The sequence below is a fragment of the Caldimonas sp. KR1-144 genome, assembly GCF_049446155.1.
GTDB lineage: Bacteria > Pseudomonadota > Gammaproteobacteria > Burkholderiales > Burkholderiaceae_C > Rivibacter.
On sequence record NZ_JBMSEE010000004.1, the window covers coordinates 377,110 to 391,439 of the forward strand.

Genomic DNA, 14,330 nt, shown 5'->3' on the forward strand with positions numbered 1-14,330 from the left:
CCGAAGCTTGACGCGTAGCGCCGAGCTCCGGGAGCGTGAGCCTCACCGAAGCCCGTGCAGCGCAGTGCCACGCTGGATAGAAGCAACCGCCGCATCGTCGCGGCGACCTGATCTGATCAGGCCTCGCGCAGGGCCGCTCTCAGCCGCTCGCCGATCTCCGGCTTGGCCTTGAACGGATCGGTCGGGTTGCGCTGCAGCAGGATGTCTTCCATGCGCAGCTGCACGCCCGACAGGGCCTGCGGATGGCTGAAGACGTAGAAGCGGTCCTCGCGCAGCGCATCGAAGACCTTGTGCGCCACCTCGGCGGCGGTGACCTTGCCGCTGGTCACCGCCTTGTCCGACATCGCCTGCGCGACCAGCTGGCTGCGCGTGGGCTTTTGCGCCGCCATGTCGGCCGGCCGGTTGCGCTCGCTCTGGTGGATGCCGGTGGGCACGAAGTACGGGCACAGCACCGAGGCGCTCACCTGGTCGGTCACCAGGCGCAGATCCTGGTAGAGCGTTTCGCTCAGCGCAACGACCGCGTGCTTGGTCACGTTGTAGACGCCCATGTTGGGCGCATTGAGCATGCCGGCCATCGACGCGGTGTTGACGATGTGGCCGCGGTAGTTCGGGTCCGCCTTCGCGGCGGCCAGCATCATCGGCGTGAACACGCGCACGCCGTGGGCCACGCCCCACAGGTTGACGTTGATCACCCACTCCCAGTCCTTGGCCGAGTGTTCCCAGATCAGGCCGCCGGCACCGACGCCGGCGTTGTTGAAGACGAAATGCGGCGCGCCGAAACGCTGCTGCGTGGCCGCGCCGAGCGCCTCGACCTCGCTGGCCTTGGAGACGTCGAGCCGAAACGGCAGCACCCTCGCACCGAGCGCCTCGACCTCCGCGGCGGCGCGCTCGAGCGCGTCGGCCTGCACGTCGGCCATCACGACGTTCATGCCCTCGCGCGCGGCAATGCGCGAGGCCTCGAGGCCGAAGCCCGATGCGGCGCCGGTGATGACGGCGGTGGCGCCCTGGAATCGTTCGATCATGTCCTTGTCTCCTGTGCCTTGATCTGGAAGCCGATGCGCGGGAAGTGCACGTGCACCGTGCCGGCGCGCTCGTCCCATCGTTCGATGCTGACCTGCTCGTTGCTCAACCCGACCAGGCGCCCGGGCGACGGATCGAAGCCGTAGTCCGTCGGCGTCACGGTGACCGCGTCGCCGGCCGCGAAGCCGAGTCCGGGCTCGACGGCGACCTCGGCCCACGGCGTCGAGGTCGCGGCGATCGCCAGCGCCTCGCCGCTGTCGAGCGGCGTCGGATGCCCCTGGCCGAAGCCGCGCACGCGCTGCAGCCAGGCCGAAAGCCGCGGGTAGGTGTCGAAGATCGTCGTCAGCGCCGGCGCGCGGTGCACGAACCACAGGCAGTGCGCGACCGAGAAGTCCGCGATGCTGGGCGTGCCGCGCACGAGGAAGTCGCGCCCGTCGCCGAGGTGGGTTTCGAGCCAGCCGCAGTAGGTGTGCAAGGCGGCCGTCGCGTCGGCCACGCTCTGGCGGCGCATGCCGGCGGTGAACAGCGCACGATCGGCCGCGAAGGCCTTGACCACCTCGGGCGGCTGGCCGGCGAACACGCCGGCAATGCCCGCGGGCTGCATCGTGTAGGCGCTGCAGCTCCAGAACAGCGCGCTGTCGGCCCACTGCGCGAGCATCTGCGCGGTGCCGGCGGTCTCGACCGGATACAAGGCCGGCTCGGGTGCGCGGCGCTCGAGCACGCGGCAGATCAGCGCCGTGTCGCAATAGATGTCGGAACCGATCTGCAGCACCGGCGTGCGCCGGTAGCCGCCGGTCAGCGCGACGACGTCGGGCTTGGGCATCACCGCGGGAATGTGCACCGAGCGCCAGGCGAGGTGCTTGAAGCCGAACACCAGCCGCACCTTCTCCGAGAACGGCGAACCGGGGTAGTGATGGAAGATCAGTTCGTCGTTCATCGCTGGCTCGTTCTCCGGATGCTCAATGCGGCATGGCCCGCGCGATCATCGCGTCGCCGTCGACGCCGGCCGGCAGGAGGCCGAAGACGGCGCTGGCATCAGCCAGCCGCGCGCGGCAGAACGTGCCGAACACGGCATCGGGCGCGTGGCGCTGCAGCAGCGCGGCCTGCACCGCCAGCGCGACGTCACGCGCAAGGCGGCGCGCGTCGCCCTCCTCGCTGGCCTGGTCGATGCGATCGGGCAGGCTGGCGATCAGCCGGTCGAGCGCCGCGTCGGCGCCACGCGCCGGCGCAAGCTCGTGCTCGAGCGCCGCGGCCATCACGTCGCCTTTGCGAAGGGCGCGCAACAGGTCGAGCGCCATGATGTTGCCGGCGCCCTCCCAGATCGAGTTCAGCGGCATCTCGCGGTAGATGCGCGCCATCACGCCCTCGCCGCCCTCTTCCACGTAGCCGTTGCCGCCGAGGCACTCCATTGCTTCCTGCGCGAACGCGGCGCCGCGCTTGCAGATCCAGAACTTGGCGACCGGCGTCAGCAGGCGGCGCATCGCGGCCTCGTGCTCGTCGCCGGCCGGCGCGTCGAACGCGGCCGCGAGGCGCAGCGCGAGCGCGGTGGCGGCCTCGCTCTCGAGCGCCAGGTCGGCCAGCACGTTCTTCATCAGCGGCTGCTCGACGAGCTTGCGTCCGAAGGCGCTGCGCTGCGCCGCGTGGTTCAGCGCCAGCGACAGTGCCTGGCGCATCAGGCCCGCGGTGCCGAGGGCGCAGTCGAGCCGCGTCAGCGTGCCCATCTCCAGGATCTGCGGGACGCCGCGGCCCGGCTCGCCCACCAGCCACGCAGCGGCGTCCTGGAACTCGACTTCGGAACTCGCATTGGCCTTGTTGCCGAGCTTGTCCTTCAGGCGCTGGATGCGCAACGCATTGACGCTGCCATCGGGCAGCAGGCGCGGCAGGAAGAAGCAGCTCAGGCCGGCCTCGGTCTGCGCGAGCACGAGGAAGGCGTCGCACATCGGCGCCGAGAAGAACCACTTGTGGCCGACGAGGCGAAAGCGCCGTCCCCAGGCGTCCTCGCCGTCGGGCGACGCTTGCGTGGTGTTCGCGCGCACATCGGAGCCGCCTTGCTTCTCGGTCATGCCCATGCCCATCGTCACGCCGGTCTTGTGCGCGACGGGAACGAAGCGCGCGTCGTAGCGGCGGTTCGCGAGCTTGGGAAACCACTCGGTGAACACGCCTGCGTTGGCGCGCAGCGCCGGCGTGACCGCATAGGTCATCGAGATGGGGCACAGCACCGAGGGCTCCAGCTCGGTGAAAAGCATGAAGCCGGCCGCGCGCAGCAGGTGCGCATGCGCGCCGCCGCCCCAGGGGGTGCCGTGCAGGCCGGCCTCGCAGGCCGCGGCCATCAGCGCGTGGTAGCTGGGGTGGAACTCGACCTGGTCGATGCGCGCACCGAAGCGGTCGTGCGTCTTGAGCTGCGGCGTCTGGGTATTGGCCAGGCGCGCATGCTGCTGCATCTCGGCGCTGCCGGCGAGCGCGCCGAGCTTCGACAGCGCGGCGGTGTCCAGGCCCGGTGCGTGGCTCGCCAGCGCGTCGCGCAGCGGCCGGTTGGCGTCGAAGAGATTGAGGTCGACCAGCGGTCGCGGCTGGTTCGACACCTCGTGGGTGCGCCAGTCGGCGCGGGCGGAGATCGTCATGGGGCGCTCCTTCGCAGCATCTCGATGTGCGGGATGCCGTCTTCCAGATACTCCTCCCCCACGGGCGCGAAGCCAAGTGCGCCGTAGTAACGCTGCAGGTGCGCCTGCGCGCTGATGCGGATCGACCGCCCCGGCCAGGCGGCTTCGCAGCGCGCAACGCCCTCGCGCATCAGCGCCACGCCGAGGCCCTGGCCGCGCACTTCGGGCGCGGTGATCACGCGCCCGATCGACGGCTCGTCGTACTTGATGCCGGGATCGACGACGCGCAGGTAGGCCGCGAGCGCGCCGCGGCCGTCGCGGCCCAGCAGATGCCAGGCGTGGCGATCGAGGCCGTCCGGATCCAGGTAGGCGCCCTGCTCGAGGATGAAGACGCGGCAGCGCAGCGCCAGCGCGTCATACAACGCATCGACGCCCAGCGTCTCGAAGCGCGACCAGCTCCAGCGCAGCTCCATCGCCGCCTGCCTCGCCCGCAGGCTCAGTCGCCGCCGGGCCGCCCCAAGGCGACGGGGCCCCCTCGGGGTGCCGAGCCCGGACACAGACAGTCCAGTGGACTGGCTGTGCCTGGCGAGGAGCCGGGCCACTGGCCCGGCGCGGCCTGCAAGGCAGCGAACGAAGTGAGCGTGGGGGTCGACATCTCAGACGAGCTTGACCAGCTGCTTGCCGAAGTTCTTGCCCTTGAGCAGGCCGAGAAAGGCTTCGGGCGCGCTGGCGATGCCTTGCGACACGGTCTCGCGGTACTTGAGCTTGCCGGTGGCCACCGCGGTGCCCAGTTCCTTGAGCGCCTGCGGCCATAGCTCCATGTGCTCGCTGACGATGAAGCCCTCGACCTTCATCCGGTTCACCAGGATGAGCTGCGGGTACTGCATCGGGATCGGCTCGCCGTTGTAGCCGGCGATCATGCCGCACATCGCGATGCGGCTGAACGCGTTGGCGCGCATCATCACCGCGTCGAGGATCATGCCGCCGACGTTCTCGAAGTAGCCGTCGATGCCGTTCGGGCAGGCTTCCTTGAGCGCCATCGACAGCGACTTCAGGTCCTTGTGCTGCTTGTAGTCGATGCAGGCGTCGAAGCCGAGCTCCTTGACCACGTAGTCGCACTTCTCCTGCCCGCCTGCCAGGCCCACCGCGCGGCAGCCGCGCGCCTTGGCGAGCTGGCCGACCGCGCCGCCGACCGCACCGCTGGCGGCACTGACGACCACCGTCTCGCCGGCCTTGGGCGCGATGATCTGCGTGAGGCCGTACCAGCCCGTCACGCCGGGCATGCCGACCGCGCCGAGGTAGGCCGACAGCGGCACGTGGGTCGTGTCGACCTTCTGCAGCACGCCGCGCTGGTTGCCGTCGACGAGCTGGAACTCCTGCCAGCCGCCCATGCCGACCACCTTGTCGCCGACCGCGAAGTGGGCGTTTTTCGACGCGACGACCTCGCCGACCGTGCCGCCGATCATCACCTCGTTGAGCGGCTGCGGCTGCGCGTAGCTCTTGGCCTCGCTCATGCGCCCGCGCATGTAGGGATCGAGCGAGAGGTAATGGTTGCGCACCAGCACCTGGCCGTCGGCCAGCTCAGGCAGCGGCGTTTCCACCAGCTTGAAGTTGTCGACGCTGGGCTCGGCCTGCGGGCGCGAGACCAGCAGGATCTGGCGGTTGATGGTGGCCATCTCGGTCTCCTGGTGAGGTCTTGTGTCAGTCCGAACCGCGGCCGCCCTCGAAGGGCCCCGGCTCGCGCCGCGCGAGCGGCTTGATCTCGCGCCCGGCGGTGGCCACCGCGCGCGCGTACTTGAAGGTGCCGGTCGCATGCGCGATGCGCTGGCCCTGCTCGTCGAGGATCTCGCCGTCGCAAAAGGCCATCGTCGCGGTGCGGTGCAGCAGCCGGCCGATGCAGCGCAGCCGGCCGGTGCCGGGGCGCATGAAGCTGGTCTTCATCTCGATCGTCACGACGCCTGGGCCCGAGCCCGGCGGCTCGCCGTTCATGCTGCGCGCGGCATGGGCCATGGCCACGTCGAGCAGCGTCATGCTGACGCCGCCGTGCACGACCTTGAACGAATTCTGGTGGCGCGTCTCGGTGTCGAGCACGATCTCCGAGCTGCCGTTCTCGAAGCGCACCAGCTCGAAGCCGAGTTCTTCGACAAAGGGAATCACGACGGGGAAGTCCATCGTTCGTTCAGCCCGAGTGGATCGCGGAAACACCGCCGTCGACCGCCATGATCTGCCCGGTGATGTGCTTGCCGGCGTCGCTGGCGTACAGCAGCGCGAGGCCCTTGAGATCCTCGTCGTCGCCGATGCGCTGCAGCGGCGCGCCCTTGGCGAGGTTGTCCGCGCCCACCTTGGCGAGCGTGCCGGCCGTCATCTTGCTCGGGAAGAAGCCCGGCGCGATGGCGTTGACGGTGATGCCGTGCTGGCCCCATTCGCCGGCCAGCACGCGCGTGAAGTTCACGACCGCGCCCTTGCTGGTGTTGTAGGCCACCGTGGTCATGAACGGCGGGTTGCCGCCGAGGCCTGCGATCGAGGCGACGTTGATGATGCGTCCGTGCTTGCGCGGGATCATGCAGCGCTTGCCGACCGCCTGGCTGAACAGGAACACGCTGCGCACGTTCAGGTTCATCACCTTGTCCCAGGCCTCGAGCGGATGGTCGGCCGCCGGCGCGCCCCAGGTGGCGCCGGCGTTGTTGACGAGGATGTCGATGTCGCCGACCAGCCGGATCGCCTCGTCGACCACGCGCTGCACCTCCGCCGGATCGCTCGCGTCGGCGGCGATCCAGTGCGCGTCGATGCCGCGCGACTTCAGGTGCGCGGCGGCCTCTTGAAGATCGGCCGCCTTGCGCGAGGTCAGCACGATCTTGGCGCCGGCCTCGCCGAGCGATTCGGCGATCTGCAGGCCCAGGCCGCGCGAGCCGCCGGTGACGAGGGCCGCGCGGCCCGTGAGGTCGAACAACTGCTGGACGGTACGGGTCATCGCGTGGTGTCCTGGACGTCGAAGTCGAGCACGTGGCGGTCCTGGCGCATGGCCCCAAGCTCGGCGCCGACGGCCTTGTGGTGGGGATGGTGCTGGTAGGCGTCGAGCGCCGCCGCATCCGCGAAGCGCGAGACCAGCACGACGTCGACGTTGGCCTCGAGGCCCTCGCGGCGGATGCCCACGTCGAAGCGCAGCATGCCGGGCACGAGGTCGCGACAGCTGTCGAGCAGCGCCTTGAAGCGCGGCGCGTCGGCGGCGTTCTTGAGCCGCCACATCACGATGTGCTCGATCATGGCTTGGGCCCTGGTGCCGGCGCGTCGCCGCGCAGGCGCGAACGCAGCCAAATGCCCACGGCGCCGAGCGCGGCGACGGCGGCGCCGCTCCACACCAGCGAGTGGCCCAGCACCTCGTCGAACGACAGCGTGAACGCGCCGATCAGCACGCCGACCAGGCCGCCGTAGATCAGCACCCAGATCCAGGTTTCGAGGGTCGATGCCTTCATGCGAGTTCGATTCAGAACGCTGCGGGATCGAGATCGCGGCAGGTCGCGTCGCGCGACGACACGACCGAAAGCCATGCGCCGATCTTGGGCAGCTCGTAGTGGAAGAAGTAGTCGGCCGCGGCGCGCTTGCCGACCGCGAACGGCTCGGCGCCGCCCGGCACGGCCAGCGCGACGTCCAGCCAGATCCACGCCAGCACCACATGGCCGAAGGCCTGCAGGTAGGGCGTCGCGTTCGGCAGCGCGTCCTGCGGATCACCGGTGGCCCACGCCGCCTTGGTCGCCGCGCCCAGCTGCGCCAGCGCCTGCGCCAGCGCGTTGGCGGGCTCGGCCAGGCCCTCGACATGCCCTGCCCGCTCGATCGTCGCGTTGACGCGCGAGGCCAGCAGCTTGAGGCCGGCGCCGCCGTCCATCACCACCTTGCGGCCCAGCAGGTCCAGTGCCTGGATGCCGTGCGTGCCCTCGTGGATCATGTTCAGGCGGTTGTCGCGCCAGTACTGCTCGACCGGGAAGTCGCGCGTGTAGCCGTAGCCGCCGTGGACCTGGATCGCCAGGCTGTTGGCCTCCAGGCACCACTCGCTCGGCCAGCTCTTGGCGATCGGTGTGAGCATCTCCAGCAGCAGCGCGGCCTCCTGGGCAGCGACCGCATCGCCGGTGTGCTGCTCGTCGACCAGGCGCGCGCAGTACAGCGCCAGCGCGAGGCCGCCTTCGACGTAGCTCTTTTGCGCCAGCAGCATGCGCTTGACGTCGGCGTGCTCGATGATCGGCACCGGCGGCTTGCTCACGTCCTTGCCGGCCGGGCCCATCGGGCGGCCCTGGGCACGCTGCTTCGCGTACTCGAGGCTGGCTTCGTAGCCGGCGTAGCCCAACATCACCGCGCCAAGGCCCACCGCGATGCGCGCCTCGTTCATCATGTGGAACATGCAGCGCAGGCCCTCGCCGGGCTTGCCGACGAGGTAGCCGATCGCGCCCGCGGCGCCACGGACCGGGAACTTGCCCTCGCCGAAATTCAGCAGCGTGTTCGGGATGCCGCGGTAGCCGAGCTTGTGGTTCAGTCCCGCCAGCGCGACGTCGTTGCGCTCGCCGGTCAGCTCGCCTTCGGTGTTCACCAGCTTCTTCGGCACGATGAACAGCGAAATGCCCTTGGTGCCGGGAATCAGCTTGCCGTCGGGGCCGGGGATCTTGGCCAGCACGAGATGAACGATGTTCTCGGTCAGCTCATGTTCGCCGTTGCTGATCCACATCTTGTTGCCGCGCAGCCGATAGCGCGCGCCGAGCGGATCGGCCTCGAAGTCGTCGCCGTCTGGGACGGCGCGCGTTGCGATGTCCGACAGCCCCGAGCCCGCCTGCGGCTCGGACAGGCACATCGTGCCGAACCAGCGCCCGGCAAACTCGTTGCGCGCGAACACCTCGCGCTGCATCGGCGTGCCGTGCGCCATCAGCAGGTTGGCGTTGCCGCTGGTGAGCATGCCGCCGCCGCCCAGGCCGATGCCAGCCTTGGAGAAGAAGGCGTGGGCGGCCATCTCGACCGTGCACGGCAGCTGCATGCCACCGATCTCGTAGTCCTGCGCGGCCGCGAGCATGCCGCTTTCGACGTAGGCGCGCGCGGCCGCGTGCGAGCACTCGGGCAGCACGACCTTCTCGCCGTCGAAGTGCGGCTCCTGCGTGTCGACCAGGCGGTTGAAGGGCGCGAACTTCTCGCGCGCGATGCGCTCGCAGGTGTCGAGCACCTGGGCGAAGGTCTCGCGCGAGTGGTCGGCGAACCGCGCTCGCGCGGTCAGCGCCTCGGCGTTCAGCCAGTCATAGAGGAGGAAATCAATCGTCGAGCGCATCCAGATCCTTCCCGGAGATCCTCAGTCGAGTCGGAACTCGTAGCTGCGTGTCACGCAGCGGCAGATGGCGGCAGTGCGCTGTCCCATTGCAGGCACCGAGGTCAGCCTCATTCGTCGCGCTGCGGTAGCCGGGCGATGGTGCCTTGCGCCATGGCGCACAGCTTCTCGTCACCGCCTTGGATGGCGAACACGTCGCAGCGGCACACGGCCTGCGACTTGCTGACCGCCACGGCCTGGGCGCGAGCGACGAGTCTCTCGCCGATGGCCGGGCGGACATAGTTGATCTTGAACTCCGAAGTCACCACCGGCACGCGCATGGCGGTGCCGCCGGCATAGGTCAGCGCGTTGTCGGCCAGGTAGCTGACGACGCCACCGTGGGCAAAGCCGTGCTGCTGCCTGAACTCGGGCTTGAGCTCGACGGCCAGCTCGCAGCGCCCCGGCGAGAGCGCCGCGAGCTCGGCGCCCAGCAGCACCGAGAACGGCTGGGTCGCGAGCACCTCGCGACCCAGGGCCAGGAAGCGCGCGGGATCGACCGCCGCTTGCTCATCGTGCAGGACGCGCTCGGTTCGCTGCTGCGACATTCCGGTCTCGCAAGGCAAACGGCGGTGCGCGCGGCTACTGCAGCCGCAGGCCGCCGGCGCGCAGCACGTTCATGTCGATGCCGGACGCGTTGGGCAGCTTCAGGTCACTCTCGTTCGGGCCGAAGGCCAGCCGCTCGCTCACCTGCGCGGCGCTGAGCTGCGCCGGGTCGGGCTTCTTCATGCGAGACAGCGCGCTGCGTGCCGCCACCTCGAAGGCCTGGGCCATCGGCGTGCGGGCACGGTCCACGCGGGTGCCGACCGGCGGCTGGTCGCTGTTGGCCGAGCGGCGGAAGGTGCCGAACTCGAACGCGCTGTCCTTGGTCGCGAACCTGATCTCGGCCGAGCCGATCACGCGCTGGTCGGCAAGCGCCGACGGGTACTGGAAGTCGTGCTGCATCGTGCGCAGCGCGGTGAAGGCATAACCGAGCGTGTAGTCGTTGACCTCGCCGCTGACCTTGACCGGCAGCTCGCCGCCGCGCAGCAGTGAACCGGCGAGCGCGTAGTCCTGGTCGACGCCTTCGCCCAGGCCGACCTTCACCGCGACGGCCAGGCGCGCCGCCTGGTGGCCCGCCTTGGCAGCCTGCAGCCACAGTTGCGCCGCGGTCGCCGTGTCCTGCTTGACGCAGGCGCCCTCGTCGTAAAGGCGGCCGGCGCTGTACAGCGCTTCGGGGTCCTTCGCGTCGAGGCCGGCCTGCAGGGTCTTCACCGTCTGTTCGCAATCACCGCGCGCGAGCGCTTCGAGGCGGTAGTCGGCGGACGATGCCGCGTGGGCGGTCCAGGGAGTCAGCACGGCCGCGGACAGCGCGGCAATGGAGCGTCGTAGCGTCAGCATGGGTGTCAAGGGCGCCGCACGGGCGCGGTGATGTCGAGTCTTCGCCGTGCGCCTCGTGGGCGCGCGGCACCGGATGCCGTGGCCCGGTGCCGCGGCGCGGGCATTAGAGCACCTCGAACACGCCCGCCGCGCCCATCCCGCCCCCGATGCACATGGTCACGCAGACGCGCTTAGCGCCGCGGCGCTTGCCCTCGATCAGCGCGTGGCCGGTGAGTCGCTGGCCGCTCACGCCGTAGGGGTGGCCGAGCGCGATCGCGCCGCCGTTGACGTTGAGGCGGTCCATCGGGATGCCGAGCTTGTCGGCGCAATAGAGCACCTGCACCGCGAAGGCCTCGTTGAGCTCCCACAGGTCGATGTCGTCGACCTTGAGTCCCAGGCGCGACAACACCTTGGGCACCGCGAAGACCGGACCGATGCCCATCTCGTCGGGCTCGCAGCCGGCGACCGCAAAGCCGAGGAATCGGCCCAGGGGCTTGAGGTTCTTCTGCTGCGCGTACTTGTCGCTCACCACCACGCAGGCGCCGGCGCCGTCGCTGAACTGGCTCGCGTTGCCAGCCGTGACCACGCCGCCCGGCATCGCGGTGCGGATGTCCTTGATGCTCTCGTAGGTGGTGCCCGGGCGCAGGCCTTCGTCGGCCTTGACCGTGACCTCCTTGGTGCGCATGCCCATCACCGGGTCGGCCACGCCGGCCATCACGGTGATCGGTGCGATCTCGGCGTCGAACAGGCCCTTCTCCTGGGCCGCGCAGGCCTTTTGCTGGCTGCCGGCGCCGTAGTGGTCCTGGCGCTCCTTGCTGATGCCGTAGCGCTTGGCGACGTTCTCTGCGGTCTGCAGCATGCTCCAGTAGATCTCGGGCTTTTGCTTCATCAGCGCCGGGTCGGTGAGCATGTGCTGGTTCATCTCCTGCTGCACGCACGAGATGCTTTCGACGCCGCCGGCCACGAACACCTCACCCTCGCCCGCGATCACCCGCTGCGAGGCCATCGCGATGGTCTGCAGGCCGCTCGAGCAGAAGCGGTTGATCGTCACGCCGCCGGCGGTGACCGGCAAGCCGGCGGCCAGCGCGATCTGGCGCGCGATGTTCATGCCGGTCGCGCCCTCGGGGTTGGCGCAGCCCATCAGCACGTCCTCGACGGCGCTGCCGTCGACACCGGCGCGCTCGAGCGCGGCCTTGACCGCGTGGCCGCCGAGCGTGGCGCCGTGGGTCATGTTGAAGGCGCCCTTCCAGCTCTTGGCAAGCGGCGTGCGGGCGGTCGAAACGATGACGGCGTCGGTCATGTCAGGCTCCTGTTGCCGGGCGTCAGGCCGCGGCCTTGTAGATCGTTTGGCGAGGCCGCGCGAACACGCGCTCGACCATCGGCGTGAAGTGCTCGATCGGCAGCGTCTCGCCGCGCGGATCGAAGGCGGGGTTGTCGTAGAGCGCGCAGAACTCGGCCGTGCGCTCGTAGTGCGGGTGGTCCTTGAACTGGTCGCGCAGGTCGCGGTCCATGCCCAGGTGGTGGAAGAAGTAGTGGCCCTGGAAGATGCCGTGCTGCTGCACCATCCAGAGGTTTTCCTCGCTGACGAAGGGCTTGAGGATGGCCGCGGCGATGTCCGGGTGGTTGTAGGCGCCCAGCGTGTCGCCGATGTCGTGCAGCAGCGCGCAGACCACGTACTCGTCGTCGCGGCCGTCGCGCAGCGCGCGAGTCGCCGTCTGCAGGCTGTGGGTGTAGCGGTCGACGGGAAAGCCGCCGCAGTCGCCCTTGAGCAGCTCCAGGTGCGCCAGCACGCGCTGTGCCTGCGCGCGCGCGAAGGGGATGAACTCGCCGAGGATCAGCTGCCAGTCTTCCTGGCGGCTGTCTTCCATGCGGGTGAAGTTCGCGCGCTGCATCGCCGGCCTTCGCGTTCGTTCAGCTGAAGTTCTTGCCCTCGGCCACCAGGCGCGCGAGCAGCGGCGCCGGCTCCCAGAACTTGGCGTCGTCGAGAGGGTTCTTCGCGAAGCGCTTCATCGCCTGCACGACGTTGAACAGGCCCTGCGTCTCGGCATAGCACATCGGGCCGCCGCGCCACAGCGGGAAGCCGTAGCCGGTGAGGTAGACCATGTCGATGTCACTGGCCTTGCTGGCGATGCCTTCCTCGAGGATGTGGCAGGCCTCGTTGACGAGCGAATAAACCAGCCGGTGCACGATCTCCTCGTCGTCGATCTTGCGCGGCGTGATGCCGAGCTCCTTGCGGTGGTCCTCGATCATCTTGACCACCACGTCGCTCGGGATCGCGTCGCGCTTGCCCGGCTGGTAGTCGTACCAGCCGGCGCCCGTCTTCTGGCCGAAGCGGCCCATTTCGCACAGCAGGTCGGCGGTCTTGCTGTAGCGCAGGCTGGGCTTCTCGACGTAGCGACGCTTGCGAATCGCCCAGCCGATGTCGTTGCCGGCGAGGTCGCCCATGCGAAACGGCCCCATCGCGAATCCGAACTTCTCGATCGCGCGGTCCACCTGCTGCGGCGTCGCGCCCTCTTCCAGCAGGAAGCCGGCCTGGCGCGAGTACTGCTCGATCATGCGGTTGCCGATGAAGCCGTCGCACACGCCCGAGACCACCGCGGTCTTCTTGATCTTCTTGGCGATGCCCATCACGGTGGCGAGCACGTCCTTGGCGGTCTTCTCGCCGCGCACCACCTCCAGCAGCTTCATCACGTTGGCCGGGCTGAAGAAGTGCATGCCGACCACGTCCTGAGGACGCTTGGTGAAGGCAGCGATCTTGTTGACGTCGAGCGTCGAGGTGTTGGAGGCCAGGATCGCGCCCGGCTTGGCCACCTCGTCGAGCGCACGGAACACCTTCTCCTTGACGCTCAGCTCCTCGAACACCGCCTCGATGATCAGATCGGCGTCCTTCAGGTCGGCGTAGTTCAGCGTGGTGCTGAGCAGGCTCATGCGCTGCTCGTACTTGTCAGCCTTCAGCTTGCCCTTCTTGACCTGGGCCTCGTAGTTCTTCTTGATGACGCCGATGCCGCGGTCGATGGCTTCCTGCTTCATCTCGAGGATGGTCACCGGGATGCCGGCGTTCAGGAAGTTCATGCTGATGCCGCCGCCCATCGTGCCGGCGCCGATCACGGCCACCTTCTTGATCTCGCGCACCGGCGTGTCTTCGGGCACGTCGGGGATCTTGCTGGCCGCGCGCTCGGCGAAGAAGGCATGGCGCAACGCCTTGCATTCCGGCGTGAGCATGAGGGCCATGAAGACCTCGCGCTCGTAGACCATGCCGGCCTCGAACTTGGCCTTGACGGCCTGCTCCACGCAGTCGACGCACTTGGCCGGCGCGGGGAAGTTCTTCGCCATCGCCTTGACGGTGTTGCGCGCGAACTGGAAGTAGGCGTCCGGGTTCGGGTGGCGGGCCTTCGCGTCGCGCACGCGCGGCAGCGGCCGTGCGTCGGCGATCTCCTTGGCGTAGGCGATCGCGCCTTCGACGACATCGCCATCGACGATCTTCTGAAACAGCGTCTGGCCGGGAATCTGCGCCAGCAACTCGCTCTTGACCGGCTCGCCGCTGACGATCATGTTCAACGCCGGCTCGACGCCGATCGCGCGCGGCAGGCGCTGCGTGCCGCCGGCGCCGGGCACCAGGCCCAGCTTCACCTCGGGCAGCGCGACGTTGGTGCCGGGCGCGGCCACGCGGTAGTGGCAGCCGAGCGCCAGCTCGAGGCCGCCGCCCATGCACACCGAATGGATCGCCGCGACCACCGGCTTGGTGCAGTTCTCGACCAGGCTGATCAGGCTCAGCAGGTTGGGCTCGGCGACCGCCTTGGGCGAGCCGAACTCGCGGATGTCGGCGCCGCCCGAGAAGGCCTTGCCGGCGCCGGTGATCACCACCGCCTTCACGGCCGCATCGGCTTGGGCCTGCTCGATGCCGGCGGCGATGCCCTGGCGCGTCGCCAGGCCGAGGCCGTTGACCGGCGGGTTGTTCATCGTGATGACGGCCACGCCGTCGCGCACTTCGTAGCTTGCGCTCATGTCGGTTCCTC

15 protein-coding genes are annotated in these 14,330 nt (G+C 69.3%); all 15 read right to left on the minus strand.

Annotated features, from left to right (window positions below):
* Nucleotides 1–116: 116 nt before the first annotated feature.
* The 15 genes from ACO2TI_RS12240 to ACO2TI_RS12310 all read right to left on the minus strand — a co-directional run bounded on the left by ACO2TI_RS12240 (nucleotide 117) and on the right by ACO2TI_RS12310 (nucleotide 14,319).
* Nucleotides 117–1,022: an SDR family oxidoreductase gene (locus tag ACO2TI_RS12240; protein ID WP_423284662.1), complete on the minus strand. Its 906-nt coding sequence runs from the start codon at nucleotides 1,020–1,022 to the stop codon at nucleotides 117–119.
* Entirely contained in the window at nucleotides 1,019–1,957 is a 939-nt protein-coding gene (locus ACO2TI_RS12245; protein WP_423284663.1) for a glutathione S-transferase family protein, read from the minus strand. Before ACO2TI_RS12245 ends, ACO2TI_RS12240 begins: the two co-directional genes overlap by 4 nt.
* Nucleotides 1,958–1,979: 22 nt before the next feature.
* Entirely contained in the window at nucleotides 1,980–3,641 is a 1,662-nt protein-coding gene (locus ACO2TI_RS12250; RefSeq protein ID WP_423284664.1) for an isovaleryl-CoA dehydrogenase, read from the minus strand.
* Entirely contained in the window at nucleotides 3,638–4,093 is a 456-nt protein-coding gene (locus ACO2TI_RS12255) for a GNAT family N-acetyltransferase (protein WP_423284666.1), read from the minus strand. The genes ACO2TI_RS12250 and ACO2TI_RS12255 overlap by 4 nt, the downstream gene beginning before the upstream one ends.
* A gap of 183 nt (nucleotides 4,094–4,276) precedes the next feature.
* Nucleotides 4,277–5,296: an NADP-dependent oxidoreductase gene (locus tag ACO2TI_RS12260; protein WP_423284667.1), complete on the minus strand. Its 1,020-nt coding sequence runs from the start codon at nucleotides 5,294–5,296 to the stop codon at nucleotides 4,277–4,279.
* Nucleotides 5,297–5,321: 25 nt separating this feature from the next.
* Nucleotides 5,322–5,792 carry a PaaI family thioesterase gene (locus ACO2TI_RS12265; protein WP_423284669.1) on the minus strand — a complete coding sequence of 157 codons (471 nt, stop codon included), beginning with the start codon at nucleotides 5,790–5,792 and terminating at the stop codon, nucleotides 5,322–5,324.
* Between the two features lie 7 nt (nucleotides 5,793–5,799).
* Nucleotides 5,800–6,591 (minus strand): SDR family oxidoreductase, encoded by a 792-nt coding sequence (locus ACO2TI_RS12270; protein ID WP_423284671.1) that lies wholly within the window; start codon nucleotides 6,589–6,591, stop codon nucleotides 5,800–5,802.
* A complete protein-coding gene (locus ACO2TI_RS12275) occupies nucleotides 6,588–6,884 on the minus strand; it encodes a Dabb family protein (RefSeq protein ID WP_423284673.1) in 297 nt (98 codons plus the stop codon). The genes ACO2TI_RS12270 and ACO2TI_RS12275 overlap by 4 nt, the downstream gene beginning before the upstream one ends.
* On the minus strand, nucleotides 6,881–7,093 hold the full coding sequence (locus ACO2TI_RS12280) for a hypothetical protein (protein ID WP_423284675.1): 213 nt from the start codon (nucleotides 7,091–7,093) through the stop codon (nucleotides 6,881–6,883). The genes ACO2TI_RS12275 and ACO2TI_RS12280 overlap by 4 nt, the downstream gene beginning before the upstream one ends.
* A gap of 11 nt (nucleotides 7,094–7,104) precedes the next feature.
* Complete coding sequence (locus tag ACO2TI_RS12285; protein ID WP_423284677.1) at nucleotides 7,105–8,922, minus strand: acyl-CoA dehydrogenase; 1,818 nt, start codon at nucleotides 8,920–8,922, stop codon at nucleotides 7,105–7,107.
* A gap of 107 nt (nucleotides 8,923–9,029) precedes the next feature.
* Nucleotides 9,030–9,503 carry a PaaI family thioesterase gene (locus ACO2TI_RS12290; RefSeq protein ID WP_423284678.1) on the minus strand — a complete coding sequence of 158 codons (474 nt, stop codon included), beginning with the start codon at nucleotides 9,501–9,503 and terminating at the stop codon, nucleotides 9,030–9,032.
* A gap of 34 nt (nucleotides 9,504–9,537) precedes the next feature.
* A complete protein-coding gene (locus ACO2TI_RS12295) occupies nucleotides 9,538–10,335 on the minus strand; it encodes a hypothetical protein (protein ID WP_423284679.1) in 798 nt (265 codons plus the stop codon).
* A gap of 103 nt (nucleotides 10,336–10,438) precedes the next feature.
* Nucleotides 10,439–11,614 carry an acetyl-CoA C-acyltransferase gene (locus tag ACO2TI_RS12300; protein ID WP_423284680.1) on the minus strand — a complete coding sequence of 392 codons (1,176 nt, stop codon included), beginning with the start codon at nucleotides 11,612–11,614 and terminating at the stop codon, nucleotides 10,439–10,441.
* Nucleotides 11,615–11,636: 22 nt separating this feature from the next.
* Complete coding sequence (locus ACO2TI_RS12305) at nucleotides 11,637–12,206, minus strand: HD domain-containing protein (RefSeq protein ID WP_423284682.1); 570 nt, start codon at nucleotides 12,204–12,206, stop codon at nucleotides 11,637–11,639.
* A gap of 19 nt (nucleotides 12,207–12,225) precedes the next feature.
* Nucleotides 12,226–14,319 (minus strand): 3-hydroxyacyl-CoA dehydrogenase NAD-binding domain-containing protein, encoded by a 2,094-nt coding sequence (locus ACO2TI_RS12310; protein ID WP_423284683.1) that lies wholly within the window; start codon nucleotides 14,317–14,319, stop codon nucleotides 12,226–12,228.
* Between the last annotated feature and the right edge of the window lie 11 nt (nucleotides 14,320–14,330).